Source organism: uncultured Roseibium sp., assembly GCF_947499295.1.
Taxonomy (GTDB): Bacteria; Pseudomonadota; Alphaproteobacteria; order Rhizobiales; family Stappiaceae; genus Roseibium.
Map to the genome: position 1 here is coordinate 80,075 of NZ_CANMNP010000010.1, position 23,607 is coordinate 103,681.

21 protein-coding genes are annotated in these 23,607 nt (G+C 54.4%); 9 read left to right on the forward strand and 12 right to left on the reverse strand.

Annotation, left to right across the window (positions count from 1 at the left end):
- Positions 1 to 2 precede the first annotated feature (2 nt).
- The 8 genes from xdhA to Q0835_RS16465 all read left to right on the forward strand — a co-directional run bounded on the left by xdhA (position 3) and on the right by Q0835_RS16465 (position 10,665).
- The gene (gene xdhA, locus Q0835_RS16430) at positions 3 to 1,487 is read left to right on the forward strand and encodes a xanthine dehydrogenase small subunit (protein ID WP_298963032.1); all 1,485 of its coding nucleotides are present in this window, start codon (positions 3 to 5) and stop codon (positions 1,485 to 1,487) included.
- Entirely contained in the window at positions 1,471 to 3,807 is a 2,337-nt protein-coding gene (xdhB, locus tag Q0835_RS16435) for a xanthine dehydrogenase molybdopterin binding subunit (RefSeq protein WP_298963034.1), read from the forward strand. Before xdhA ends, xdhB begins: the two co-directional genes overlap by 17 nt.
- On the forward strand, positions 3,807 to 4,814 hold the full coding sequence (gene xdhC / locus Q0835_RS16440; protein ID WP_298963036.1) for a xanthine dehydrogenase accessory protein XdhC: 1,008 nt from the start codon (positions 3,807 to 3,809) through the stop codon (positions 4,812 to 4,814). Before xdhB ends, xdhC begins: the two co-directional genes overlap by 1 nt.
- A 60-nt stretch (positions 4,815 to 4,874) precedes the next feature.
- Positions 4,875 to 6,422, forward strand: coding sequence for an ABC transporter ATP-binding protein (locus Q0835_RS16445; RefSeq protein WP_298963239.1), 1,548 nt, complete (start codon positions 4,875 to 4,877; stop codon positions 6,420 to 6,422).
- Entirely contained in the window at positions 6,422 to 7,510 is a 1,089-nt protein-coding gene (locus Q0835_RS16450) for an ABC transporter permease (RefSeq protein ID WP_298963242.1), read from the forward strand. Before Q0835_RS16445 ends, Q0835_RS16450 begins: the two co-directional genes overlap by 1 nt.
- Positions 7,503 to 8,417 carry an ABC transporter permease gene (locus Q0835_RS16455; RefSeq protein WP_298963038.1) on the forward strand — a complete coding sequence of 305 codons (915 nt, stop codon included), beginning with the start codon at positions 7,503 to 7,505 and terminating at the stop codon, positions 8,415 to 8,417. Before Q0835_RS16450 ends, Q0835_RS16455 begins: the two co-directional genes overlap by 8 nt.
- Positions 8,418 to 8,514: 97 nt before the next feature.
- Entirely contained in the window at positions 8,515 to 9,579 is a 1,065-nt protein-coding gene (locus Q0835_RS16460) for a BMP family ABC transporter substrate-binding protein (RefSeq protein WP_298963040.1), read from the forward strand.
- Positions 9,580 to 9,723: 144 nt separating this feature from the next.
- Positions 9,724 to 10,665, forward strand: a complete 942-nt coding sequence (locus Q0835_RS16465) for a patatin-like phospholipase family protein (protein ID WP_298963042.1) — start codon at positions 9,724 to 9,726, stop codon at positions 10,663 to 10,665.
- A gap of 18 nt (positions 10,666 to 10,683) precedes the next feature.
- Here the strand turns inward: Q0835_RS16465 and Q0835_RS16470 are convergent, their stop codons facing one another.
- Positions 10,684 to 12,333 (reverse strand): alpha/beta-hydrolase family protein, encoded by a 1,650-nt coding sequence (locus tag Q0835_RS16470; RefSeq protein ID WP_298963044.1) that lies wholly within the window; start codon positions 12,331 to 12,333, stop codon positions 10,684 to 10,686.
- Between the two features lie 809 nt (positions 12,334 to 13,142).
- Here Q0835_RS16470 and Q0835_RS16475 point away from each other — a divergent pair.
- A complete protein-coding gene (locus Q0835_RS16475) occupies positions 13,143 to 14,306 on the forward strand; it encodes an EAL domain-containing protein (RefSeq protein ID WP_298963046.1) in 1,164 nt (387 codons plus the stop codon).
- Between the two features lie 75 nt (positions 14,307 to 14,381).
- On the opposite strand, the gene Q0835_RS16480 is transcribed toward Q0835_RS16475, so the two are convergent.
- The 11 genes from Q0835_RS16480 to Q0835_RS16530 all read right to left on the reverse strand — a co-directional run bounded on the left by Q0835_RS16480 (position 14,382) and on the right by Q0835_RS16530 (position 23,487).
- Complete coding sequence (locus Q0835_RS16480; protein ID WP_298963049.1) at positions 14,382 to 14,591, reverse strand: hypothetical protein; 210 nt, start codon at positions 14,589 to 14,591, stop codon at positions 14,382 to 14,384.
- Positions 14,588 to 15,058: a hypothetical protein gene (locus Q0835_RS16485; protein ID WP_298963051.1), complete on the reverse strand. Its 471-nt coding sequence runs from the start codon at positions 15,056 to 15,058 to the stop codon at positions 14,588 to 14,590. The genes Q0835_RS16480 and Q0835_RS16485 overlap by 4 nt, the downstream gene beginning before the upstream one ends.
- A 4-nt stretch (positions 15,059 to 15,062) precedes the next feature.
- Positions 15,063 to 16,301, reverse strand: coding sequence for an agmatinase family protein (locus Q0835_RS16490; RefSeq protein WP_298963054.1), 1,239 nt, complete (start codon positions 16,299 to 16,301; stop codon positions 15,063 to 15,065).
- A complete protein-coding gene (locus Q0835_RS16495; protein WP_298963056.1) occupies positions 16,298 to 17,143 on the reverse strand; it encodes an ABC transporter ATP-binding protein in 846 nt (281 codons plus the stop codon). The genes Q0835_RS16490 and Q0835_RS16495 overlap by 4 nt, the downstream gene beginning before the upstream one ends.
- Positions 17,140 to 17,961 carry an ABC transporter permease subunit gene (locus tag Q0835_RS16500; protein WP_298822539.1) on the reverse strand — a complete coding sequence of 274 codons (822 nt, stop codon included), beginning with the start codon at positions 17,959 to 17,961 and terminating at the stop codon, positions 17,140 to 17,142. The genes Q0835_RS16495 and Q0835_RS16500 overlap by 4 nt, the downstream gene beginning before the upstream one ends.
- Positions 17,962 to 18,032: 71 nt before the next feature.
- Positions 18,033 to 19,100: a putative urea ABC transporter substrate-binding protein gene (locus Q0835_RS16505; protein WP_298822540.1), complete on the reverse strand. Its 1,068-nt coding sequence runs from the start codon at positions 19,098 to 19,100 to the stop codon at positions 18,033 to 18,035.
- A 559-nt stretch (positions 19,101 to 19,659) separates the two neighbouring features.
- Complete coding sequence (locus Q0835_RS16510; protein WP_298963058.1) at positions 19,660 to 19,845, reverse strand: hypothetical protein; 186 nt, start codon at positions 19,843 to 19,845, stop codon at positions 19,660 to 19,662.
- A gap of 35 nt (positions 19,846 to 19,880) precedes the next feature.
- Positions 19,881 to 20,489 carry a carbon monoxide dehydrogenase subunit G gene (locus tag Q0835_RS16515; RefSeq protein ID WP_298963060.1) on the reverse strand — a complete coding sequence of 203 codons (609 nt, stop codon included), beginning with the start codon at positions 20,487 to 20,489 and terminating at the stop codon, positions 19,881 to 19,883.
- Between the two features lie 22 nt (positions 20,490 to 20,511).
- A complete protein-coding gene (locus tag Q0835_RS16520) occupies positions 20,512 to 21,384 on the reverse strand; it encodes an XdhC/CoxI family protein (protein WP_298963063.1) in 873 nt (290 codons plus the stop codon).
- Positions 21,385 to 21,402: 18 nt separating this feature from the next.
- Positions 21,403 to 22,602, reverse strand: a complete 1,200-nt coding sequence (locus tag Q0835_RS16525) for a VWA domain-containing protein (RefSeq protein ID WP_298963245.1) — start codon at positions 22,600 to 22,602, stop codon at positions 21,403 to 21,405.
- Between the two features lie 3 nt (positions 22,603 to 22,605).
- Entirely contained in the window at positions 22,606 to 23,487 is an 882-nt protein-coding gene (locus Q0835_RS16530; protein ID WP_298822547.1) for a MoxR family ATPase, read from the reverse strand.
- Positions 23,488 to 23,607 lie beyond the last annotated feature (120 nt).

Below are 23,607 nucleotides of genomic sequence, written 5' to 3' on the forward strand. Positions count from 1 at the left end.
CCATGCGCGACACCATTCGCTTCCTAAAAGGTGGACAAGTCGTCGAACTCGCCGATGTCGGGCCGAGCGAGACGTTGTTGGATTATCTCCGTCTGCGGCGTATGGAAACCGGCACTAAAGAAGGGTGCGGCGAGGGGGACTGTGGTGCCTGCACCGTGGCTCTCGGTCGTTTGCAGGGGGGACGTATTGTCTACCAACCGGTCAACAGCTGTATTCAGCTTTTGGGAATGATAGATGGAGCGGAGCTGGTAACCGTCGAAGACCTGATCGAAGACAAACGTCTGCATCCGGTTCAGAAGGCCATGGTTGACTTGCACGGATCGCAATGCGGCTTCTGCACGCCCGGTTTTATCATGACACTTTTCACGCTTTACCATGCTGAGGGTGAACACAAGTCTCGTAAAACCGTTACGGAGTGGCTGGCCGGAAATCTTTGCCGCTGCACAGGGTACCGCCCTATCATCGATGCAGCCCTTCAAGCATGCTTCGAAGCGGCAGACGACGCATTTACCTGGCGTTCCAAGCAAACGCGCGAAAACCTCCAGATGCTCGCTGACAGCCGGGATGTTTTCCTGGGCGACAGCAATCAGTTCTTCTCATCACCCGCAACGCTTGACGGCCTTGCCGCGCTTTTCGGCCAGCATCCGGATGCGACCATTGTTTCCGGTGCAACAGACGTTGGCCTTTGGATTACCAAACAACTGCGCGACCTGAAAAAAATGATCTGGCTTGGCAGGATTGAAGGTCTCGATCGGGTTGAGGAGAGCCCTTCAGGCGTACTGATCGGCGCTACGGCAACCTACCAGGCGACTGAAAGCGCGATGAATGCTCTTTCACCAAATCTTGGCGAGCTCTGGAGGAGAATTGGTTCTAAACAGGTTCGCGCCTCCGGCACTGTTGGTGGCAACATCGCCAATGGTTCTCCGATCGGTGACACGCCGCCAGCCTTGATCGCACTCGGGACCACTTTGGAACTTCACTCCGCGGAAGGTTCGCGCGCATTGCCACTAGAAGATTTCTTCATCGACTACGGCAAACAGGACCGGCGGCCCGGAGAATTTGTAACTGGCCTGTTCGTACCGCGCCTTTCGGCCAATCAGGCATTCCGTTGCTACAAGATTTCCAAACGATTTGATCAGGACATCTCGTCAGTCATGGGGGCATTCAGACTAACAGTTGCACCCGATGCCACAATCATTGAAGCACGCGTAGCCTATGGCGGGATGGCTGGTACGCCGAAAAGAGCCCTTGAAACAGAAGCCGCTCTTGTGGGTGTGTCCCTCGAGGACCCGTCAACCTGGGGCACAGCAATGCAATCACTCTTGTCCGACTTCACACCTCTTACCGACATGAGGGCAAGTGCTGAGTACCGGATGGAAACCGCAAGAGCATTGTTGGCAAAAGCGCTGATGGAAATCAGCGGAACTGCACCGGAAGACATTCGCGTTCTTGCAAGACGGGAGGCTGGTCATGACCGCGCCGCTTGACCAGACCAGCCTGGAGCAGCCGCTGAAACAAGTTCGCAGAGCGTTGCCGCACGACAGCGCCGAAAAGCATGTCTCTGGTACCGCCACCTATATCGACGACATGCCGGAAGCGGCCGGAACACTTCATGTCGTTCCTGGATGGGAAAGGGGAGCAACACGGGCGCGCATCCAGTCGATTGACCTGGAAGACGTTCGAAACGCCCCCGGCGTGGTTGCGGTACTGACGGCGGATGATGTTCCGGGGATAAACGACTGCTCCTCCGCATTTGGCGATGATCCCGTTCTGGCATCGGGTGAGGTGCTGTTCTTTGGTCAGGTTATTTTTGCGGTTGTGGCAACGACACGGGAAGCGGCGCGCCGGGCAACACTACTGGCCAAGATCGAAATCTCGCCTATCACGCCAATTTTGACGGTTGAAGATGCCGAAGACGCCGACACCACCGTCTTGCCGGACTATCAGTTTCGCAGAGGGTCTCCGGAAACAGGCATGACGGCATCAGCGTCGCTTCTGGACGGATCCATGCGCATTGGCGGTCAGGAACACTTCTATCTGGAAGGCCAGGTGGCGATGGCCCTGCCGCAGGAAGATGGCGGCATGCTGGTCTACTCCTCTACGCAGCACCCGACCGAAATACAGCACACGGTGGCAAAGGTTCTTGGTGTACCGGATGCACGTGTTACCGCTGAGGTGCGCCGTATGGGCGGCGGTTTTGGAGGCAAGGAATCACAGGCCAACCAATGGGCAGCGCTCGCGTCGATCGCAGCTCAAAAAACCGGAAAGGCCTGCAAGCTTCGGCTCGACCGGGACGACGACATGATCATGACCGGAAAACGTCACGATTTCCGGGTCGACTGGAAGGTCGGACACGACGGCACCGGCAAGATCCGGGCCGTTGAAATGGAATTCTTGTCGCGCTGTGGCTATTCGGTTGACCTGTCGCTTGGTGTCAACGACCGCACGCTGTTTCACGCGGATTCGAGCTACTTTTACCCAGACGCGCAGATCAGGTCGCGCCGGCTTCGTACCGACACGTGCTCCAATACGGCCTTCCGCGGCTTCGGCGGGCCACAAGGCATGTTGGCGGCAGAACGCATGATCGATGCCATCGCGATCAGTGTCGGAAAAGATCCCCTGGAAATTCGAAAGCTGAATTTCTATGACGGTGAGCACAATCTGACACCGTTTGGCATGCCGGTCGAAGAATTCGAGGTCATGCATGATCTCATTGCGCAGCTCGAAGAAAGCTCCAACTACTGGGATCGGCGGGAGGTTGTCACGGCTTTCAATGCCGAAAACGCGGTCCTTAAGAAGGGCCTGGCGCTGACCCCCGTCAAGTTCGGTATTTCATTTACGCTCAAACACCTCAATCAGGCCGGAGCCTTGGTTCATCTCTATACCGACGGTTCAATCCATCTGAACCATGGCGGCACGGAAATGGGTCAGGGTCTCTATCAGAAAGTCGCTCAGGTCGTTGCCGAAGAATTTGGTGTCACTCTCGATAAGGTTCACATCACGGCAACCAACACATCCAAGGTTCCCAATACCGGTCCAACGGCAGCGTCTTCGGGCACGGACCTGAATGCCATGGCGGCAAAACTGGCAGCCAAGGAAATCAGGAACCGGCTCACCACATTCTTGTGCGAGCAACATCAGTGCGGCCAGGAAGCGATACATTTCGGAGACAACAAGGTTCTGGTCGGAGATCAGAGCTTCCCATTGGCAGACGTTGCCAAACAGGCCCATATGGCCAGAATCCAGATGTCTCATGCAGGCTTTTATGCAACGCCCGGAATCACTTGGGACAGAGACAGCGCAACGGGCCGGCCTTTCTATTATTTTGCATTTGGCGGAGCATGTGCCGAGGTTACGATCGACACCATGACCGGTGAAATGACCGTAGACCGGGTCGATATACTTCACGACGTCGGTCATTCTCTCAATCCGGCCATAGACCTTGGTCAGATTGAAGGTGGGTTCGTGCAAGGAATGGGTTGGCTGACCACGGAGGAGCTGATCTGGGACGAGGCCGGTCGCCTTAGAACTCATGCGCCTTCAACATACAAGATCCCGACAGCTTCCGACATTCCCGAAGACTTCACAGTCAACCTCTATCAAGGGTCGGGAAATCCTCAGTCAACCGTGTACCGTTCCAAGGCGGTCGGAGAACCTCCGGTGATGCTGGCAAACGCGGTTTTCTGTGCCATCACGGATGCGGTTGCAAGTCTCAATCCGGGTGAAGTTCCGGCTCTCGATGCACCCGCAACGCCGGAAGCGATCATGAAAGCCGTCCAGGACATGCGCCGGAGAAGGGCAACTTGATGAAAACCTGGGCACAGATTGCCAGTTTCCTGAAAGAAGGCGATGCCTGTGCCCTCGTTACCGTGTCCCGCGTTGACGGTTCCGCACCAAGGGAAGCTGGGGCAAGAATGGTTGTTGCCCCCGACATGAGGTTTTCCGGAACAATTGGAGGAGGCACGCTCGAATTCGAGACAATTCGGAATGCGGCCATGGCCGCTCGAGCAGGTATGGCCGTTTTCCGCCAGCAAAACGTGTCTCTGGGGCCTGATCTTGGCCAATGTTGTGGCGGCCGAGCACAGATCACGATTGAAGTTCTGACCAAAGAAAGCTTGGGCTTGTCCGAAACACTTGCAGCCCAGGAAGCTGAACTGGGCATGATTGCAACCCGGGCACCTCTTGACGACGAGAGCGTTGGTAACCGGCGGGTATCGTGCCAATCACCTGAGTATCCTTTTGCCATTGAAACAGGCGCGGATGGCCTTCAGCAGCTTGTCGAAGTCTTTGGGCAGGTTCGGCGTCCTATTGTGCTCTTCGGCGCAGGCCACGTTGGAAAGGCGCTTGTGCTTGCGCTGGCACCGCTTCCCTTCGAAGTCTCATGGATTGACGGCCGTCCAGATCAGTTCCCGGGCGCTGTTCCGGCGAATGTCCGGAAAATCGCCATGACCGATCCGGCAAATGCATTGGAAAATGCCAGGGATGGCGCGTTTGTTCTGGCTATGACTCACTCGCACGCACTTGATGAAGAGATCATGGCACGTGCTTTGCTTCATCAACGCTTCGGCTATTGTGGTGTTATCGGATCCAGAACCAAGAAAGTGCGGTTTCAAAAGAGGCTTAAATCCAGAGGGATTGCCCCGTCGCTGATATCGCACATGGTCTGCCCGATCGGCAGCACGACAATAAAGTCTAAAGCCCCAGCTACCATCGCAGTCGGTATTGCCGCCGACCTGCTGGAACGGGACGAGGCACTTCATCAACAAGCCGCTGCAGGCGAGGGGCTTGCACAAAATATACCACATGGTCAATAAAGCGGCATTCGCCTGGGGGACAGCGTGTCAGATAACAGCCTTTCACAGAACGGCAACAGCATGGTTCAGCAACCAAGATCCGGAAAGGACACCTTGTTGGACGCTCGCGGGCTTACGAAACGGTTTGGCGATATCCTGGCCAATGACCGCGTGGACCTTGTCATAAACAAGGGGGAGATCCACGCTCTTCTTGGCGAAAACGGTGCTGGAAAGTCGACACTCGTCAAGATGTTCTACGGGTCATTGGAACCCGACGGTGGCGACATTCTTTGGCAAGGCACACCAGTCACCATCGGCAACCCGGCCGCGGCACGCGAATTGGGTATCGGTATGGTGTTCCAACACTTTTCGCTATTTGAAGCCCTGAGTGTCGTTGAAAACATTGCGCTCGCATTGCCGAACCCTGGACGGATGACCGAACTTGCCAAACGGATCGAAAACGTTTCCCGGGATTACGGTCTGCCGCTCAACCCGGCAGACATTGTTGCCGACCTCCCGGTCGGTATTCGACAACGGATCGAGATTGTCCGCTGCCTTCTTCAGGAACCCCAGCTCATTATCATGGATGAGCCAACTTCTGTGTTGACGCCCCAAGAGGCCGACCAGCTTTTCTTGACGCTTGATCGTCTGGCGAACGAAGGCTGTGCGGTCCTTTACATCAGCCACCGCCTGGAAGAAGTGAAGCGCATTTGCCATCACGCGACTATTCTGCGCCACGGCCAGGTGGTGCGTGAGTGCGACCCAACCAAAGAAACACCTGCATCACTTGCCAGCATGATGGTGGGTGCGGACGTTGCGTCGGTCAGCGCGAGCGAACAGAAGCCACAAGTCGGAGACGTACGCTTGGGGCTGAACGGTCTTTCCGCGAAGGCTGCAACACCATTTGCCACTGCGCTCAACAGTATTTCACTTGATCTGCGGGCAGGCGAGGTAGTTGCGATTGCCGGCGTTGCCGGGAACGGTCAGGGAGAACTCTTTGACGCGATTTCAGGTGAAATGCCGGTCGAGGCCTCAATGGTCCAGGTCGATGGGAAAGCTTGCGGCAAGAAAAATATCACCTGGCGGCGACGGCAGAACGCCGCGTTTGTTCCCGAAGAACGGCTGGGCCATGGCGCTGTTCCAGGCATGAAGCTTTCACAGAACATCGTGCTGACAAGGCATTCGACTGGAGACAAACTGGTTGGCAACGGCTTCGTCTCGAATGCTCAGGCCGGGGACATGGAAAAACGGATCAAGCAAAATTTTGATGTCCGCATGTCGCATGACGACCCTGAAGCGCGTTCACTCTCCGGCGGAAACCTACAGAAATTTGTGGTCGGGCGTGAGCTTGACCGCAAACCCGGTGTGCTTGTGGTCAATCAGCCGACATGGGGGGTTGATGCCGGTGCAGCTGCCCTTATTCGCCAGGCCCTTATCGACTTGGCCCGTGAAGGTTCCGCGGTCCTCGTGATCAGCCAGGATCTTGATGAAATCTTTGAAATTGCGGATCGGATTGCAGTGATCTCAAGAGGCTTTTTGTCTGAAGCAGAACCGGCAGAGGACATGACCCGCGAGAGGGTCGGACTTCTGATGGCAGGCGGCGCGGAAGCCCAAGGGGAGGTGGCATGATGCGTATTGAGCTGGTCAAACGCAAAGAACACAGCCAGCTAATGGCTATGCTGTCCCCTCTCATTGCAGTGGCGCTAACCGCACTTGCCGCCGGAATCATTTTCTCAATTTCCGGTCACAACCCGTTGGTTGCTCTCTATAAATTCTTTATTGAGCCTTTAACACAGCAATGGTCATTTGAAGCCACCATCGACAAGGCGACACCGCTCATCCTGATCGCTTGCGGACTATCGGTCTGCTACCTTTCCAACAATTGGAACATCGGGGCAGAAGGTCAGTTCGTGATCGGAGCCCTGTTCGGCTCGATCTTGCCTGTGCTCTTTCCTTCGTTCGAAAACGCAGCAACGTTACCGCTCATGCTCATCTTCGGTGCGATTGGCGGTGCTCTCTGGGCGCTTGTTCCGGCACTCTTGAAGACGCGCTTCAATACGAATGAAATTCTCACCAGCCTCATGCTCGTTTATGTCGCTAGCCTCATACTCGACTATCTTGTGCGCGGGCCCTGGCGTGACCCCGACGGATACAACTTTCCTGAATCCAGAATTTTCTCCGATGCGGCAACCCTGCCGGAGGTTTTTGGCGGCGCGATGAGCCTGTCAGCTCCCATCACCGTCCTGATTGCAATCATCTTGGCGATTGTTCTGGCGAAAACGCTTAAGGGTTTTGAAATTCGCGTTATGGGTGAAAGCCCGCGTGCGGGCGGTTTTGCGGGCTTTTCCGCCAAAGGGTTGACGCTTTTTTCCTTTGCGCTGGCCGGAGGCCTTGCCGGTCTCGCGGGCACAATGGAAGTGTCGGGCGCCTTGAACCAGTTACTGCCCTCCATTTCACCCGGATATGGGTTCACGGCTATCATCGTTGCCTTTCTGGGACGCTTGAATCCTATCGGGATCATCATTGCTGGCTTCGTTCTCGCGCTGTCCTATATCGGAGGTGAAGGCGTTCAGTCAGCCATGGGTGTGACCAATGAAATAGCGAGCGTTATCCAGGGGTTGCTGTTGTTCTTCGTTCTCGCATGCGACACCCTCATTCTCTATCGGATCCGCTTCGTCTCCCGCCATGGTTCACAAGGGGAGGCGTCCCATGTTTGAAGCCGTTCTTTTGACTGTCATCACCGCTGCAACACCGCTCCTGATTGCAGCTCTCGGCGAATTGGTCGTCGAAAGATCAGGCGTTCTCAATCTTGGCGTTGAGGGCATGATGATCATGGGGGCTGTTGTCGGTTTTGCCGTCGCAAACCAGACAGGATCGGGCTTTCTGGGTGTGATTGCGGCAGTTGCTGCCGGTATGGCCATGTCCGCGCTGTTCGGCTTTCTGGTGTTGGTCCTGGTCACCAATCAGGTTGCAACAGGCCTGGCGCTGACAATTCTTGGTATCGGGTTTTCCGGCATGATCGGTGAAGCTTTTATCGGCGTCCCTGGTTTGAAGATACCGGAACTCTATATTCCGATCCTGTCGGAGATACCCTTCTTCGGTCCGGTCTTTTTCCAGCAGGATTCGATTGTCTATATAAGTTTCGTACTCGTTGCTGCCGTTGCCTATTTCCTGTTTCGGACAAGGCTCGGTTTGGTGCTGCGTGCGGTCGGTGACAATCACGGCTCCGCCCATGCCCTTGGATACTCTGTCATTCGCATCCGCTTCTCCGCCGTGCTATTCGGCGGCGCCTGCGCAGGCCTTGCCGGAGCCTATATGTCTCTTGCCTACACGCCACAATGGGTAGAAAACATGACGGCGGGCAGGGGCTGGATAGCTTTAGCCCTGGTTGTTTTCTCATCCTGGCTGCCCTTGCGCGTTGTCGTCGGCGCCTACCTTTTCGGAGCAGTGAGCGTCCTGAACCTTCACGCGCAAGCCGTCGAGCTGGACATCCCGTCCCAGCTGCTGTCCAGCTTGCCTTATCTTGCGACTATTTTGGTGCTTGTGCTCATATCCGCAAACCGCAGACTGACACTTGTCAACACACCAGCTTGTCTGGGCAAACCATTCGTTCCAGACCGGTAGCTTCGCCATCCGGTCTCCGGGATCCAACGCGATCGGAACCCAATCCAATCAACAAGATCGCAAAACAGAGAGATCAAACAAGAGGGGAATGAACCACATGAAGTCTCTATTGAAAGCAACCGTGGCAGCCCTTGCCTTTGCCGCAGCCGGTTCAACGGCTCAAGCGGCCGATGTCAAGGCTTGCTTCATCTATGTCGGTCCTGTCGGTGATTTCGGCTGGTCTTATCAGCACGATCAGGGCCGGTTGGCCGTGGAAGAACATTTCGGTGACAAGGTCGAAACCGCCTATCTTGAAAGTGTGCCGGAGGGTCCTGATGCGGAACGCGCCATCGAGCGTTTCGCGCGGGAAGGCTGCAACGTCATCTTCACGACCTCTTTCGGCTACATGAACCCGACCATCAAAGTGGCCAAGAAATTTCCGGACGTGAAATTCGAACACGCCACGGGTTACAAGACCGCCGATAACGTTGCGACCTATAATTCAAAATTCCACCAGGGCCGCTACATCATTGGTCAGATCGCCGCAAAGCAGTCCAAGTCCGGTGTTGCAGGCTACATCGCTTCGTTCCCGATCCCTGAAGTCGTATCCGGTATCAACGCCTTCCTTCTGGGCGCTCAGTCCGTCAACCCTGATTTCAAACTGAAGGTAGTTTGGGTGAACACCTGGTTTGACCCGGGCAAGGAAGCCGACGCCGCAAAAGCACTGATTGACCAGGGTGCTGACATCATCACCCAGCACACTGATTCCACAGCACCGCTTCAAGTGGCTCAGGAACGCGGAGTTCACGGCTTCGGTCAGGCGTCCGACATGGTCAACTTCGCCAAGGACGCGCAATACACCGCCATCATCGATGACTGGGCACCTTACTACATTCACCGCGTACAAGACGTTCTTGATGGAAAGTGGGAAAGCGGCAGCTCCTGGGAAGGCCTTGCGGAAGGCCACGTCGTAATGGCGCCTTACACAAACCTTCCAGCGGATGTTGTCGAAATGGCAAAAGCCACAGAGGCCAAAATCAAAGACGGCTGGGAACCATTTACGGGCCCAATCACCAAGCAGGATGGCAGCGTCGCAGCTGAAGACGGTGTCAGGCTGGACGACGGCGCGATCCTCGGCATGAACTGGTATGTCCAGGGTGTCGACGACAAACTGCCTCAGTAAGGCAACAGCGATCGGGCCGGAGGATATCTTCCGGCCCGTTTTTTTAAAAACGATTGACCTTCTCCGGTATCTCGGCACGCTGTTCGCTGCAAGTATTTCACTTGCTGAGCACAATCATACTGCTAAAAAGCAACCGGTGACCCCATGATCCAGAGAAGAGATTTGATGCTAGCCGCTGTCTCGGCGGGAACCGGCACACTGACTGGCATCGGAGCAGCGACAGCTCAAAGCTCATCTCGAACCACCGAAAAGATCCATCGAAAGTCCGAAGCCTTTGCGCTTGCTCTGGGTGGAGGTGCAGCCAAAGCTTTCGCCCATATTCCAATCCTTGAAGCGATGGATGAACTTGGCGTTCAGCCCGTCGAAATTGCCGGCACCTCCATGGGAGCAATTCTGGGCGGATTTTATGCCAGCGGAATGAGCGGTAAGGAAGTCAGGGAAATCACCGTCGACCTCTTCACGCGCAAGGCCCAACTGTTTCAGAAACTGTTCCTGAAGGACGGCCGGACCTGGTCTTCGTTGTTCAATGTCGTCCGTCCCGCCATCATTGACCCAATTGTGCTCTTTGAAACGGTGTTTCCGGCAGGCCTTGCCTCGGATTTTGAGAATCTTCAAATTCCGCTGAAGATCATTGCCACTGACTTCTATACCCAGTCCCAGGTCGTGTTGAGCGAAGGCGCTCTGCTTCCTGCAATTGCGGCGTCTTCAGCATTGCCGATGTTGCTGACCCCAGTCGAAATCGATGGAAGAGTTCTGATTGACGGCGGGTTCGTGAACCCGACTCCATTTGATGTGCTGGAAGCGGACGGGTTTCTCACCGTCGCAATAGATGTCACCGGCAGTGAGTTCGGTCAGGGCAAGGGGTTACCGAGCGGAATTGAGACCTGGATTGGCTCCTTTTCGATCACGCTGCATTCACTAGTCGCGGCAAAACTGGCTTGTTCGAAACCTGATCTATTGATCGAGCCACCGATAGGTCGTTTCAAGACCATGGATTTCTTCAAGATCGAAGACCTGTTGCAAGCTGCAGAGCCTGCCAAAGACGACTTCAAACGCGGATTGTCTGCATTGCTTGATGCCAACTGAATTCACACTGGTTCATTTTCAGAAAGGTGCAGGGCGGCGGGAAAAGATCTCCTTCAGTTCAGCTGCCCGGTCTTGTGACCAACCTTCGGGTTCGAGAACCGCGGCCCATCCGTCAATATAGTCCGGGGCAACGTAGTAATGACCAAACCTCTCGATATCGAGCGCGAACATGGAATCCAAGACCAACTGCAACATGGTGACAATCGGGAACCAGGAGAGCTTGTCTGAAACATCCGGTGCCCTCGGCTCCGCAAGCCATGCAGGCGCGCGGATAGCGCTGTCAAAGGTGAAATTGACGATCGGGTCGCTGCCGTAATTCAAGAACACCGCCCGGATCGGACCCCAAGGCAGGAAATCGCCTTCAAGACCGCCATATTGGTTCATGACCCGGATCAATGACCCATTGCCATAGTCGGGCCTCCAGGCAGGGCTTCCGGGGTTTCGTTGATCTCTGACCTCAGCCCAGTACCTGGAAAAGAAAGGAGACCCTGCCCAGAAAGCCCCATGTATCGGATCGCGGAGCATGTCCAGAAGAGGTAGGGTCGCCTGAGAGTTGAACGCCCCCTGACTGAGGCCGTGTACATAAAATCTAGGCCTTTGATCCTTGGGCAACGTTGTCCAGTGGTCATAGATGGCATTGAACAAGGCCCGGGCCTGATCGACGCCGTCATCCGGATGTGCAACAAGCGCCAGCATACTGCTCAAATAAGAATATTGAACCGCGACCGTGGCCACATCGCCGGCAAGTATGAAGTCCAGAGTGTCCTGAGCCCCAGGGTCCATCCAGCCAGTACCTACGGGAACCATTACCACCAGCACCGACCGCTCGAAGCCACCGACACGGATCATTTCCTCCAGCGCCAGCTCAGCGCGGTCTTCCGCAGTGTCAGCAGATCTGCGTCCGACATAAACCCGAATGGGATCCTGGACTGGTCTTTTCTGAAACTCCGAGATCTCCTTGACCGTGGGCGCAGTAGCAATGAACTGTCGTCCACGTCGCCCGATTTCGGTCCACTTGACCAGGGAAGCCGAACTGCCTGTTTTCAAGGGGTCTTCGGGTTGAACAACGTCTGGTTCCATCAAGATGTCGGCAGCAAGAAAAGACGCATCAGCAGCCTTAAACAGGGTTCTGACCAAAGCTCCATCGACCAACGCCCACAAGAGCCAACCAACAATCGCAACTGACAACACCACGCCTAGACGGCGCGGTATCATTCGCTCCAACTGCAAAGCAACAAATTGGCGAAGAACGCCCGCCAACCGGAACAGCAGCCACAAGCCAAGGGCGATAATGGAGCCTGCAAGAAAGATATAGACAGGTGCCGCACTTTCCAGCGGCATCATGCCGATAGCTGCACGCGTCGCATCCTGCCAACTTGCTGCCTTGGTCAAAGAATATGCGATGATGGTCAGGCTTGAAGTTAGAGCCGCCCAATTCCACCAGGCAGCCGGTCTGCCGTCAATTTCCGGCAATTCCAGATAGCGCCACACAGCACGAAACAGAAGCACTGTTTCATACCCAAGAGCCGCTGCGAAACCACATAGCGCCGCCTGAACCAACGGGTCTCTTGGCATCAGGGAAGGGGTCAGGGCTGCCCCAAAGAAACTGACAGCAAGCACCAGTGCAAAAGCCGACCATCCTGCCTTGGCAGTCTCCCAGATCTTCATGAGTGCCGCTCCAAAAAATTTTCACCGACTTTATCTTCCGGTCAGCCATCGAGCAAAAAACTCATTTCAGTCAGAGCCTTGCCGGACGAGGACGCCAAATCAACGCAATTTTCAACCAAAAACTGTTAGGTTTCCAGGTCTACAATTTAGACGGTTTTAACGGTTCCCCACCTAAATGCTGTGTTTGTGACGCATGTGATTATTCTCAAGTGCGCGACGCTGAACTTCAACAGCTTCCATTCATACCTCATCGGTGAACAGGACCGTTCCGATGGTGAATAGGCAGCAGAGGATCAGAAGATCTCATACCCGAATTTTTGATCGGGCTGAGTAGTCTTTATGAGACCAACCGGGGGGCGCCGGTTAGTCCGCGACTTTCAACCGGCGATATCAACCGCGCATTTCCGAGCGATCGGAGATGCTCAATTGACCATGCGGGTGAACCGAGCGGTATGTTTGTTTTTCTGGAACGTTGGGGCCCCTTACTGTGCATTGTTGTTGCACTGCTTTCCCTGTTGGCCAGCGGATTGGCTAACCCGTCGACTTACCTCCTACCTGTTTTGTGTTTGGTTATTCTATGCCTGTTTTTGCTGGTCCAAACAAAAAACAACTACTTCCGCAGTACAAGAGAAACTCTGGAGAGACAGTCTGATCGCCTGCACCTGCTCAACACTCGAGACCTGAACACCGGACTGCTGAACCGTCAACAATTCATACAGCTTGTTAAGAAGGCCGCGTGTCGGTTGAATGAGGCCCAGACCCTCGCAGTCCTCAGGTTAAGGTTTAAACCAACGAATACGGAAGTTCTTGTGGTGGAGAAATCGGCGGAAGATGCCATCCAGGCCGCCGCTGCAGATTTGCTTCGCCACTATACTCTTGGATCTGAGTTTGAGACATATCTCGCGCACTTGAAGGGAAACGACCTCGTGCTCGGCGTCGCTCTAATCGAAAACCATGAACAAGCTGCGTTGGAGACCGCAAAGCAAATATCAGATCTTTTCCGCCAGCCATTTTTAACCGCTTCAGGGTCGTTAGGGGCAAATCTCGCAATTGGAGTGGCGGTTGCTGATCCTTCCGATTGGAACCCGGAACTCATTCTAGAGAACGCAGAATTGGCGGTGGAAGACGCTTGCGAGAAGGAACTTCGCCAGATCTCCCTCTTTGTACCGTCAATGCGAGCAAAATACGAACATCGGGAAAGGATCCGGTCATCTTTGACTGCGGCCTTTGAGAACGACGAATTCGTTCCGCATTTTCAACCTCAGTTCAATCTTAAGACGGGCAAGATCATCGGCATCGAAGCGCTTGCAAGATGGAAGCACAGTAGATTTGGCTGGATCAGTCCTGCCGAATTCATTTCAGCGGCCGAAAGTACGGGCGACATCAACAGACTGGGCCGCTCCATTCTTGAAAAATCGTGCATGCAATTGCGGAGACTGCCTGATGAAATGACGTTGTCCGTTAATCTCACTTTGTCTCAGATCCTGGACGAGAGCCTGCCCGAAATGCTGCTTGAGTGCCTCACCGACACCGGCATTAAGGGGTATCGGTTGAAGATCGAGATTTCCGAAACGCAGCTATCCAAGAATCTGGACAAGATCTGGCGCGTACTTTCCGAAATTCAGGAATGTGGTATCGCCGTTTCATTGGACGATTTCGGCACGAAGTTCGCTGCGTTGCGCCATTTGACTGAATTTGATTGGGATGAAATCAAGATCGACGGGAGTTTTGTGGACCGGGCCTTCAACAATGAAAAACATGCGGAAATGCTTCTCGCCACCCTAAACTTGATCGCTAATATGGGGATCAGCACGGTAATTGAGGGCGTCGAAACTGTTGAACAACGCGACGCACTCGTCGAACTTGGCTGCGGTCTTGGCCAGGGCTATTTGTTCAGCGGTCCACTCGATTTCGATGACTTGATGACGCTGTTCTTTTCACGTCCCCAGCTGGAAGAACTCGTGAGTGTATAAATTCCCGTTTCAAAAAGATCTTGTGAAAGAACAACGCCGCCAGACACGCTATAAAAATGCCGGCGGCGTATTGGTTCAATCCTGTGTCTTACGAGCGAAGAACAGGTAAAGCACTGCGGCAAATACCGAAAGAACGGTACCTGTAAACAATGCTGTATGGAATGGAGAGTCCAGGAGGTGGCGAACATAGGCGCTCAGACCATGCACATCATGGTGAGGGCCGGGATGCGCCAACGCAGATGATGTCAGCAGGCTGAAAAACAGCGCAGTCAGTAGGTGTCTCATTCGGCAATGTCCCCTTGTTTTAGGCGGTCGGTCAGAATTTCGATTAGATCAACATCAGAGCGCTCGGTCAGCGACACGTATGTGAAAACCATCGTCTCCCGTGCCTGCACCATGGAGCCGGGAAAAGGCAGATAAGCCAGCTCCCGGGATGCGAAGGCAGGAGAGGCGGTTCCGATTTGCCAGTTGCTTTCTATTTTCGCATCAACGAGATGCTGCACCAGCCCGTCGGCACCGTGTCTGTGAAACGACACTCCTGCAAGGCGGAGATAGCTTGTCTTGTCTTCGGCAGACCGAAATCCGTCAATGAAGCTTGAACTAAGCGCTTGCAATTCATCAACTTTGTCCGCGTCAGAAATGCCGTGGACATGTGAATGCAGATGATCGTGACCACCGTGATTGTGTCCATGCATGTGAGCATGCACATGCTCGTGGTCATGATGATGAGAATGAACGTGATCCGTATTCATGCTGTCACTCCACTTCCGGACCAGCTGGGATGGATACCGGCTTATCTATGATCGACCGGTGAGAACCCATTTTGCCATGTGAAACCAGCGTTCCTAAAACATCGACAATCACGCGGGTTGCAAGCAGTGCGGTGATGTCTGAACAGTCGTAGGGAGGTGACACCTCGACCACTTCCAGACCGCAGATACCTTCTTTGGCGACGAGCGACACAAGTTCAAGCGCCTCGCGTGGCAGGAAGCCACCCGGTTCCGGCCAGCCCGTGCCAGGTACGAAGCCGCAGTCGACACTGTCGATGTCGAAGGAGATATAAACCGCATCGGCATCTTTCCAGGCCAGCTCAAGGGCGCGTGCCGCTGTTTCGGCCAGACCAAGCTCTTCAACATCACGCATCGTGAAGATGTTGGTATTTCGCTCGCGGGCAACTTCCACCCCTTCGCGCGGGACCTGCCAGCCGCCAATGCCGATCTGAACAAGATTGACCGCCGGAACATTCACCAAATCCGTCGCATGGAACCACGGTGTTGTGTGCATGCGCTCGTCGAGGTCTTTCTCCTGAATATCTATGTGCCGATCGAAATGCACGATACCGATACGTTTGGATGTGCATTGCGCAATGCCGCGAACACACGGGAAACCGATAGAATGATCACCGCCGATCATGATCGGCAAGGCGCCAGAAGACGCCACATGTGAAACGGCCCGCGTTATCTGGTCGAACGTCTTTTCGATATTTGCTGGAATTGTGAAAATGTCTCCGACATCGCAAAGCGTCATCTGTTCACGAAGGTCGACACCCATTTCATAGTTGTAGGGCGTGTAAAGAGCTGAAATGCGGCGCACACCCTGAGGACCGAAGCGGGTACCCGGACGATAAGTCGTTCCCCCATCGAAAGGAATTCCGATTACGGCAGCGTCATACGCGCCAACTTTCGTGACGTCTTCGATATAGGGAGCCTTCAGGAACGTGTTGATGCCAGCATAGTGGGGCAACTCACCGCGCGCGAATGTCGGGATAGACTTGTCAGTAAGGCTATCAGAACCGGTCAACCCCATTCTGAGAGCCCATGCCTTTTCTTTTTCCCAGGCAGCGCTTGGCAAAGCGCTTTCCTTTTCAGCGGACTTCCAGCCGCGCAACTGAAGCTTGTCGAAATCCGGATGGTGTTGCCTTGTCGTGGGGTCTCGCCGGACCGGACCTGCTGCTCTTTGCAGCGTTGCCGGGACAGATCGATCGAACAGGCTCATGGGCGTTCCTCGTACGTTTTGGGTGTTTGAGTTTTTTGGGGGGTGTTTTGCGCAGGCTGACGGATCGCGCCTGCGATATCCTCCGGCAGTTTTTCCGGTGCGGTTTCCGGGGACGACAATGGCAGGTCGTAGGTGATGGTCGCACCATAGGCATCCGGAGCCTGAGGATCGTGACGAACCTTGTCGAATACCAGCAGACGGGTGCCAAGTTTGAAGGCTTCATGGATGTCGTGTGTGACCATGAAGATGGTCATGCCCAGGTCTTTCCAAAGCCCCAATAGCAACTCGTGCATATCAACGCGGATGCCTGGATCCAGCGCGCCGAAAGGTTCATCGAGCAACAGGATATTGGGCTTCTTGATCAGCGCCTGTGCAATCGCCAGCCGTTGCTGCATACCTCCTGACAATTGCACAGGATAACGGTCTGCAGCTGCCTTCAGGCCAATACGATCCAGAATTTCATCAATGTCATCCTTCGCTCGACGGCGGGACTTGCCGAAAAGCCGGCCCGACAATGGAGCACCCGCGAATTCCGCTGCGAGGATAAGGTTCTCCGCGACGGTCAGATGTGAAAACACTGAATACTTTTGAAAAACGATCCCTCTGTCCGGTGTCGGTTCATCGGGAAGGGGGGCACCGTCAAGGAGAATTTGTCCGCGTGTGGGCAACTCCTGGGACAACAGCATGCGCAGGAACGTGGATTTGCCACAGCCGGATGCGCCGACGATCGTGCAGAACGATCCGTCTTCGACCAGAAGGTCAACACGTTCCAGCACAGGTGTCCCGTCATATGACTTGGTAAGCCCTTGAACTGAAAGTTTGGGAGTTGCGACAATGCTCATAGCGCGTCACTCCCAAGATGGTTCCAGCGGAATGCTCGTCGTGACAGCAAAAGAAGCAGGCGGTCGAGCAGGAAAGCCAGGAGAGTAATCCACACGACATACGGGAGGATCACATCCATCGCCAAATACCTTCTGACGAGAAAGATCCGGTATCCGAGGCCGGTGGTCGACGCGATCGCCTCAGCTGAAATCAAAAAAATCCAGGCGGGCACCAGCCCCAATCGCAGCGCAGTGATGAGTTTTGGCAATACCTGAGGCAAAACCAGCCGTGTCACCATCTGCCATACGGATGCTCCGAGCGTTTCGGCCTTGATGATCATTTCCCTTGGAATGTCGAGAACAGCTTGCGCGGTCGAGCGCACCATGATCGGTGCCGTACCGATAACAATCAGGGCAATCTTCGAAACTTCTCCAAGTCCGAAGGTAATAAAGAGTATGGGCAGGATCGTAATCGGCGGAATTAGCGAAAATGTTGCGATATAGGGAGCCAGCGCGCTTCGAATGTGCGGTATGAACCCGATTGATATTCCGAGTATGAGTGCCAGGAGCGTTGAAACAGCCATACCGGTGCCCAATCGCCAAAGGCTGTCAAATGTATCCACCCACAAAAGAAGATCACCGGAACGCCTGTCCGGGACAGCTGCCATGCGCCAGAACGCCTGACCCATGCTGTCCAGGGACGGCAGCAATTTGTCGGCTGGATTTTCAAGCCGACGATAGTGGCTCGCCACGGCATAGACGAGAATTGTCGCGATGAAGGGCACAAGCCCGAGGGCAAGGGTAAGGAGCCTAGAAGGCCGCCGGTTGATAATGCGCATGAAACGCCCCGCCTGATCCTGGAAGAAGGACCGGCACCAAAACGCCGGCCCACAAATGCAAAATCGGGAGTTTAGAGAGCGCCTTCAGCGGCCATCGCCATAAAACTCGGATCAAACCGGAGTTTCACGTTGTTCTGGTCGCCATAGACAGAACCATCGGCAAATGCGACACCGACGAATTCAGGACTTGGGGCACCTTCGCCGAGTATCCCCTTGTCGAACAGAAACTCTGCGACGAATTTCATCGTGCTCGGGAGTTCTGCCGATTTCGTGAATTCAACGGCATCAGCCGGTGTGAAGAACATCTTTGTTGTGGCAAGCTGAGCATCATATCCGGCAAGATCCGTGCCCGAGGCTTCAGCCATGGCAGTACGTGCTGCAATGCCTTCGTCGCTGTCGGTCGACATAATCCCCATGAGTTCATACCAGGCGCCGACGAGCGCCTTGCCGAAGTCTGGATTGTCAGCCAGCGTTTCGGTATTCACCATCATCACATCAATGATCTCTCCTGGAATTCCGGAGCTGTCGAAGACCTTGGTGGCATTCGGCTGAGCTTCGATTTCAGACAGAAGAGGGTTCCATGTGACCACAGACGTCACATCAGGTGTTGCATAGGCTGCAATCATATCCGCATCAGATGTGTTGACGACTGTCAGGTCCCTTTCACTGAGGCCCACAGTGTCAAGAGCGCGCGCCAGCAGATAGTGGGAAACCGACAGCTCAACCAAGTTGACCGTCTGCCCTTTGATGTCCGCAAGACCAGTCTTGTCTTTCAAGATGATCCCGTCATTTCCGTTGGAATAGTCGCCGACAATCAGCGCCGTTGTATCAACACCGCCACCTGCAGGAATCGACAAGGCATCCATGTTGGTCATGGAACAGCCGTCATACGCGCCTGCCGTATACTGGTTGATCGATTCCACGTAATCGTTGATCTGAACAATTTCGACATTGATGTCATATTTGTCGGCCCATTTTTTCATGATGCCGCTGTCTTGAAGGTATCCCCAGGGCATCCAACCGACATAGATGGACCAGCAGACTTTAAAGTCGGTTTTCTCCTCCGCCTGTGCGGAAAAGGATAGTGGCAGCGATAGTGCGGCTGCTAGGAGTGAAGCTCTAGCGAAGGATTTCAACATCTGTGCGCGTCTCCTTAATTTCCCCCGACAGGGAAGTCCAATCGGGCGACCATCATTGAGGTTTGCGCACGTCCGGGAGCAGGTTCGCGCGCGCGAAACCTCGTGCAGTTGTCTCCCGGGCTTTTGTCCCGCCGTGTCACCGGATTATGTCGGCGGAAGCGCCAAATCATCCGGCTTGCACCTCTCGGTCCTGCGTCTTGTCAGACCGGATCCCTAGGCGCGCTGCACTGGATAGGTATTAGCAAGGTTGGTGCCAGTCTCTGGCACAGAGAGTATTTTAATTATAATTCAATTACTTATTAAAAATACCAATCCAGGCGCAGAATGACACAGTTTGAAAGAAAGCTGAAAATGACTAAAAAAGCGGCAGGCCTGAACAGTTCGCAACCACATTTTGCAAGGCCTGTCTGGCAGGCATGCTCATCTTCATCACCTTGAGGATTGGAGAAAGGTGCGGGTTTTCAAAAGGACTGGAAACCGTATCTCAAAACGCTTGTAATCTTGCGAGCGCCAAAAAAACGCAGGGCGCTCGCCATTTGTCGGCGAAGTCAGTCCTGTGTCAGCCTGCAAAGGAGCAAATCTGCAAAAGTGGCGCAAGGTGTTGATCGACCAGGCCAATGCAACAGGAATGGGCAACCAGCAGAAACGCTGTCAGCAGTGATCCTGTCCCGAGTGCCATCAGAAGAGACGGGTCCCGGGACAACTCTTGAAGACAGGTTTCTTCGCGAAGTTCAGCATTGGTCATCTCAATTCCTCCTGCTTACTTGTTTGAGCCTAGGCTCATTCGGCCGCATTTTCGAGCTTGTCTTCATCGGTCTGTTGTTTTTTCTTGCCGCCGAACAGCCCCCCAAGCCATCCCTTTTTCTCTTCACCCGCAGATGGGTCTTGCGAAGCGTCTCCTAGAGTTTGATCTACCTCGTTAGAGGAAGCAGCCTCTGTTTCGGGGCTCGGAGCCACTTGCTGTGCAAAGGCAGCAAAGAACTCTCCAGCAAGTCTCTTTGACGTTGAATCGATCAGCCTGGCACCGAGTTGGGCGAGCTTGCCACCCACCTTCGCATCAACGTCGTAGTGAAGGATCGTTGCATCCGGCCCGTCTTCTTCCAATCGAACAGTCGCACCGCCGCGCGCAAAACCTGCAACACCGCCAGATCCTTCTCCTTCGATTTTGTAGCCGTTTGGCGGGTCGAGGTCGTTCAGAGTGACTTTTCCCCCAAACGTTGCCTTGACCGGCCCAACCTTGAGCTTGACCTTCGCTTCCAGCTCCGTGTCAGAGTGTTTGATGAGTTCTTCACAGCCTGGGATCGAAGCTTTGAGAACGTCCGCGTCGTTGAGTGCTTCCCAGACTTTTTCACGCGAAGCTTCAATCCGCTGGCTATCTGTCATTTGCATGAATTCGTCTCCATTCCTGGTCTTAAACGTGTTGTATTCGGGACAGCCGTTGGTTCTTGCGACGGACCATCAAAAGTTCAGCGAGGATCGAAAGGGCGATCTCTTCAGGAGTGATTGCACCGAGATCCAGTCCTGCCGGGCCCTTGATGCGCTCCAGAGCGTCGAAACTGACGCCCTGATCCTTCAGCTTTGATTTCAGGGCTTCGATTTTCCGTCGGCTTCCAACAAAACCCACATGCCGTGCTTTTGTTTTGACAGCAGCTTCCAGTGCCGCCAGGTCGCCTCGACCTTGTGTGGAGATGACGATATATGTGTCTGCACTGTTTGAAGTGATGATATTGAAACCGTTGTTCCTGCGCATTTCAGCAGGAAAACCATCTAAATCTTCAAGAGGCCCGCAAATGGTGACATCAAACCCTATTGTGGGCCCTTGATTTGCAAGAGCCAGAGCAACTGGACTGGCTCCGAAGACGGCAAGTTGCGGGCGAGGCAAAATTGGCTCGATAAATATGTCCATGGTGCCCTGGCTGGGGCACATGTTTTTGGCAAACTGTACACCTTCGCGTTCTTCGCCAGGCTCAACACCGAGTTCAGACAAGAGATCTGCCGGCTGAATGGATATCAGCCGGGCTTCACCATCATCAAATGCCGTCTTTGCTGCCTTGATCACTGCCGATTTTGCACAACCGCCACCGATCCATCCGCCGACAATCTCACCCTCGCTGGAAATGACCGCCTTGGCGCCTGCCTTTGCAGCCGTGACTGAGATTGTTCGGACCACAGTTGCCAGCACGAAGGGTTCCTTGCTGGATTGCATCTGGTGGATCAAATCCACCAGATCACCCGTCAAATCTTGTCCGGCTCTTGAACCTGAAATTGTGCCTGTATGCTTCATTGGTGCATCCCCCATGGATCAAAGCCCGGCCAGGTAAGGTTCAAGCGCTGCAAGACTTTCAAGATTATGCGCAGGCGCAAAGAGATCGACATGCGGCAATGCTGCCTGCATACCGCCCGCTGAGGGCTCATAGCCCTCCCAACCGATAAGCGGGTTGAGCCAGACGATCCGTCGACAACGGCGTCTGAGACGCGCCATTTCTTCTCCCAGAACATCGGGAGCGCCCGTGTCGTATCCATCCGACAAGATCATCACGCAAGTTCGCGAATGAATAACCCGCGCAGCGTGCCAACGATTGAAGTCAGCCAATGCTTCACCGATTTTGGTACCACCGCCCACGCCTTGCGCCATCAGCCCCAGGCGATCCAACGCCCGACCGGCATCTCGCTCTGAAAGCGCAGACGAGACATGGACGAGGCGAGTGTGAAACAGGAATGCTTCGGCTTCGCGAAAATTGTCCAGGATACCGTGCACGAAACGGGTGAAGACGCCTGTATAGTTGTTCATGGATCCGGACGCATCCAACAGGACCACAAGCCTGAGCTGCTGCTGGCGCGGTCCTTTTCGGATCAGTTCGAGAGGCGTACCGCCATGAGCGATGGAATGGCGGATCGTCCGGCGCAAATCCAGGCGACGCGCCTTTCGTTTCTGACGGTCTCTCCGCGTGAGCCGCACACGCATGGACCGCGACAGTCTTTCCGCAAGTTCATGAGCCTGTTTCAAGGCTTCGGGATCTTCTATCTTCCTGAAGTCTATTTGCCCGAGATTTTCAGCGACGCTTGCACCTTCTCTCCGGCCAGAAGGCGTTTCACTGGTTTCTTCATCTTCCTCGCCGGGTTGACGTTCGACATCTCCAGCGATTGTGTCCTGCCGACAGCCTTCCACATCAACCATCTCTCGGATGGTTTTCATACCTTTGCGCGGGCTGGAGCCACTGATTTTCACACCGGATTTCACGCCTCTGCCAACCCAGTATGCGTCGAACAGTTCGTCGAACTTTTTCCAATCCGAAAGACGTCCGCAAAAAAGTGTGCGGAACGATGATTTCAACCTGTCTTGCCGGTGCACGAAAGGTGACTGAAGAAGACGCAATGCATCACTTGTCTCGGCCAATCCCACCTTGAAGCCGCTGTCGCGCAATGACCGGACAAACCCCGCAAGCCGTGCACGCAAAACAGCTCCAACGTCTTCACGTGTTTCAAGGCGCAGAGCGTTCATCACTCAAGCCACCTTTCCAAGCAGCCTGTCGGTAACTTCAACTGTCACCCGAGACTTGTCTTCACGGGTTTTCAAGACACAGGTCAAGGTGTCGAAAACCAGCTCTCTGTTTTTGTGCAGGTCTTTCGCTCCCAGTCCCAGAAGCGCCGCCGCCCAATCGATCGTTTCCGCAACGCCGGGGATCTTGACCAGATCTTCCTTGCGCAGTTTGCCCATGAGTTCAGAAATCTGAAGTGCCAACCGGGCATCGAGGCCGTCGACCCTTGAAAGCAGAATTCGCGCTTCGCGGTCAGGCGTCGGATAGTCGACATAGTGATAAAGACATCTGCGCCGCAGCGCATCTGACAATTCCCGCGTTCCATTTGAAGTCAGCACAACACGCGGGATCGTGACGGCCTCGACCGTTCCCAATTCGGGTATCGAGACCTGATAATCCGAAAGAATTTCAAGAAGAAACGCTTCGAACTCTTCGTCAGCCCGATCTATTTCGTCGATCAGCAGAACAGGCGGTTCAGCCTGTCTTATCGCCGAAAGGAGAGGGCGTTCCAGAAGATATTTTTCTGAAAAAACAGCTTCCTCGACACTGTTGGCGTCATCTCCAGATCCTTCCCTTGCCTTTATTGCAAGGAGCTGTCGCTGGTAGTTCCATTCGTAAATGGCATCGGACCGGTCGAGGCCTTCGTAACACTGCAGACGGATAAGGTCTGTTTCCTCCAGACGTGCCAGCGCCTTGGCGACCTCCGTTTTCCCGACGCCGGCTTCACCTTCAAGAAGCAAGGGGCGACCCAGCATTTCAGTCAAAACAAGAGCAGTCGCCAGTCCCTCATCGGCGACATAGCCCGTTTTTGCCAATGCCTCTGCAATTTGGTCTTTGGTCTTACTCATCCGATTGCACTTCGTTCGAGTTGAGGAGATGAGGAGCAGACTTCACTGTCCTCGAGATCTTCCGGACAGTGAACTTGGTCGGAGGTTCGATCGGCAATATCCGATAAAAGCCTTCTTGGG

Bases quoted from the DNA above. Each gene is read 5' to 3' on its own strand.
- xdhA (WP_298963032.1), top strand. From the start codon at position 3: ATGCGCGACACCATTCGCTTCCTAAAAGGTGGACAAGTCGTCGAACTC.
- xdhB (WP_298963034.1), top strand. From the start codon at position 1,471: ATGACCGCGCCGCTTGACCAGACCAGCCTGGAGCAGCCGCTGAAACAA.
- xdhC (WP_298963036.1), top strand. From the start codon at position 3,807: ATGAAAACCTGGGCACAGATTGCCAGTTTCCTGAAAGAAGGCGATGCC.
- Q0835_RS16445 (WP_298963239.1), top strand. From the start codon at position 4,875: ATGGTTCAGCAACCAAGATCCGGAAAGGACACCTTGTTGGACGCTCGC.
- Q0835_RS16450 (WP_298963242.1), top strand. From the start codon at position 6,422: ATGCGTATTGAGCTGGTCAAACGCAAAGAACACAGCCAGCTAATGGCT.
- Q0835_RS16455 (WP_298963038.1), top strand. From the start codon at position 7,503: ATGTTTGAAGCCGTTCTTTTGACTGTCATCACCGCTGCAACACCGCTC.
- Q0835_RS16460 (WP_298963040.1), top strand. From the start codon at position 8,515: ATGAAGTCTCTATTGAAAGCAACCGTGGCAGCCCTTGCCTTTGCCGCA.
- Q0835_RS16465 (WP_298963042.1), top strand. From the start codon at position 9,724: ATGATCCAGAGAAGAGATTTGATGCTAGCCGCTGTCTCGGCGGGAACC.
- Q0835_RS16470 (WP_298963044.1), bottom strand. From the start codon at position 12,333: ATGAAGATCTGGGAGACTGCCAAGGCAGGATGGTCGGCTTTTGCACTG.
- Q0835_RS16480 (WP_298963049.1), bottom strand. From the start codon at position 14,591: ATGAGACACCTACTGACTGCGCTGTTTTTCAGCCTGCTGACATCATCT.
- Q0835_RS16485 (WP_298963051.1), bottom strand. From the start codon at position 15,058: ATGAATACGGATCACGTTCATTCTCATCATCATGACCACGAGCATGTG.
- Q0835_RS16490 (WP_298963054.1), bottom strand. From the start codon at position 16,301: ATGAGCCTGTTCGATCGATCTGTCCCGGCAACGCTGCAAAGAGCAGCA.
- Q0835_RS16495 (WP_298963056.1), bottom strand. From the start codon at position 17,143: ATGAGCATTGTCGCAACTCCCAAACTTTCAGTTCAAGGGCTTACCAAG.
- Q0835_RS16500 (WP_298822539.1), bottom strand. From the start codon at position 17,961: ATGCGCATTATCAACCGGCGGCCTTCTAGGCTCCTTACCCTTGCCCTC.
- Q0835_RS16505 (WP_298822540.1), bottom strand. From the start codon at position 19,100: ATGTTGAAATCCTTCGCTAGAGCTTCACTCCTAGCAGCCGCACTATCG.
- Q0835_RS16510 (WP_298963058.1), bottom strand. From the start codon at position 19,845: ATGACCAATGCTGAACTTCGCGAAGAAACCTGTCTTCAAGAGTTGTCC.
- Q0835_RS16515 (WP_298963060.1), bottom strand. From the start codon at position 20,489: ATGCAAATGACAGATAGCCAGCGGATTGAAGCTTCGCGTGAAAAAGTC.
- Q0835_RS16520 (WP_298963063.1), bottom strand. From the start codon at position 21,384: ATGAAGCATACAGGCACAATTTCAGGTTCAAGAGCCGGACAAGATTTG.
- Q0835_RS16525 (WP_298963245.1), bottom strand. From the start codon at position 22,602: ATGAACGCTCTGCGCCTTGAAACACGTGAAGACGTTGGAGCTGTTTTG.
- Q0835_RS16530 (WP_298822547.1), bottom strand. From the start codon at position 23,487: ATGAGTAAGACCAAAGACCAAATTGCAGAGGCATTGGCAAAAACGGGC.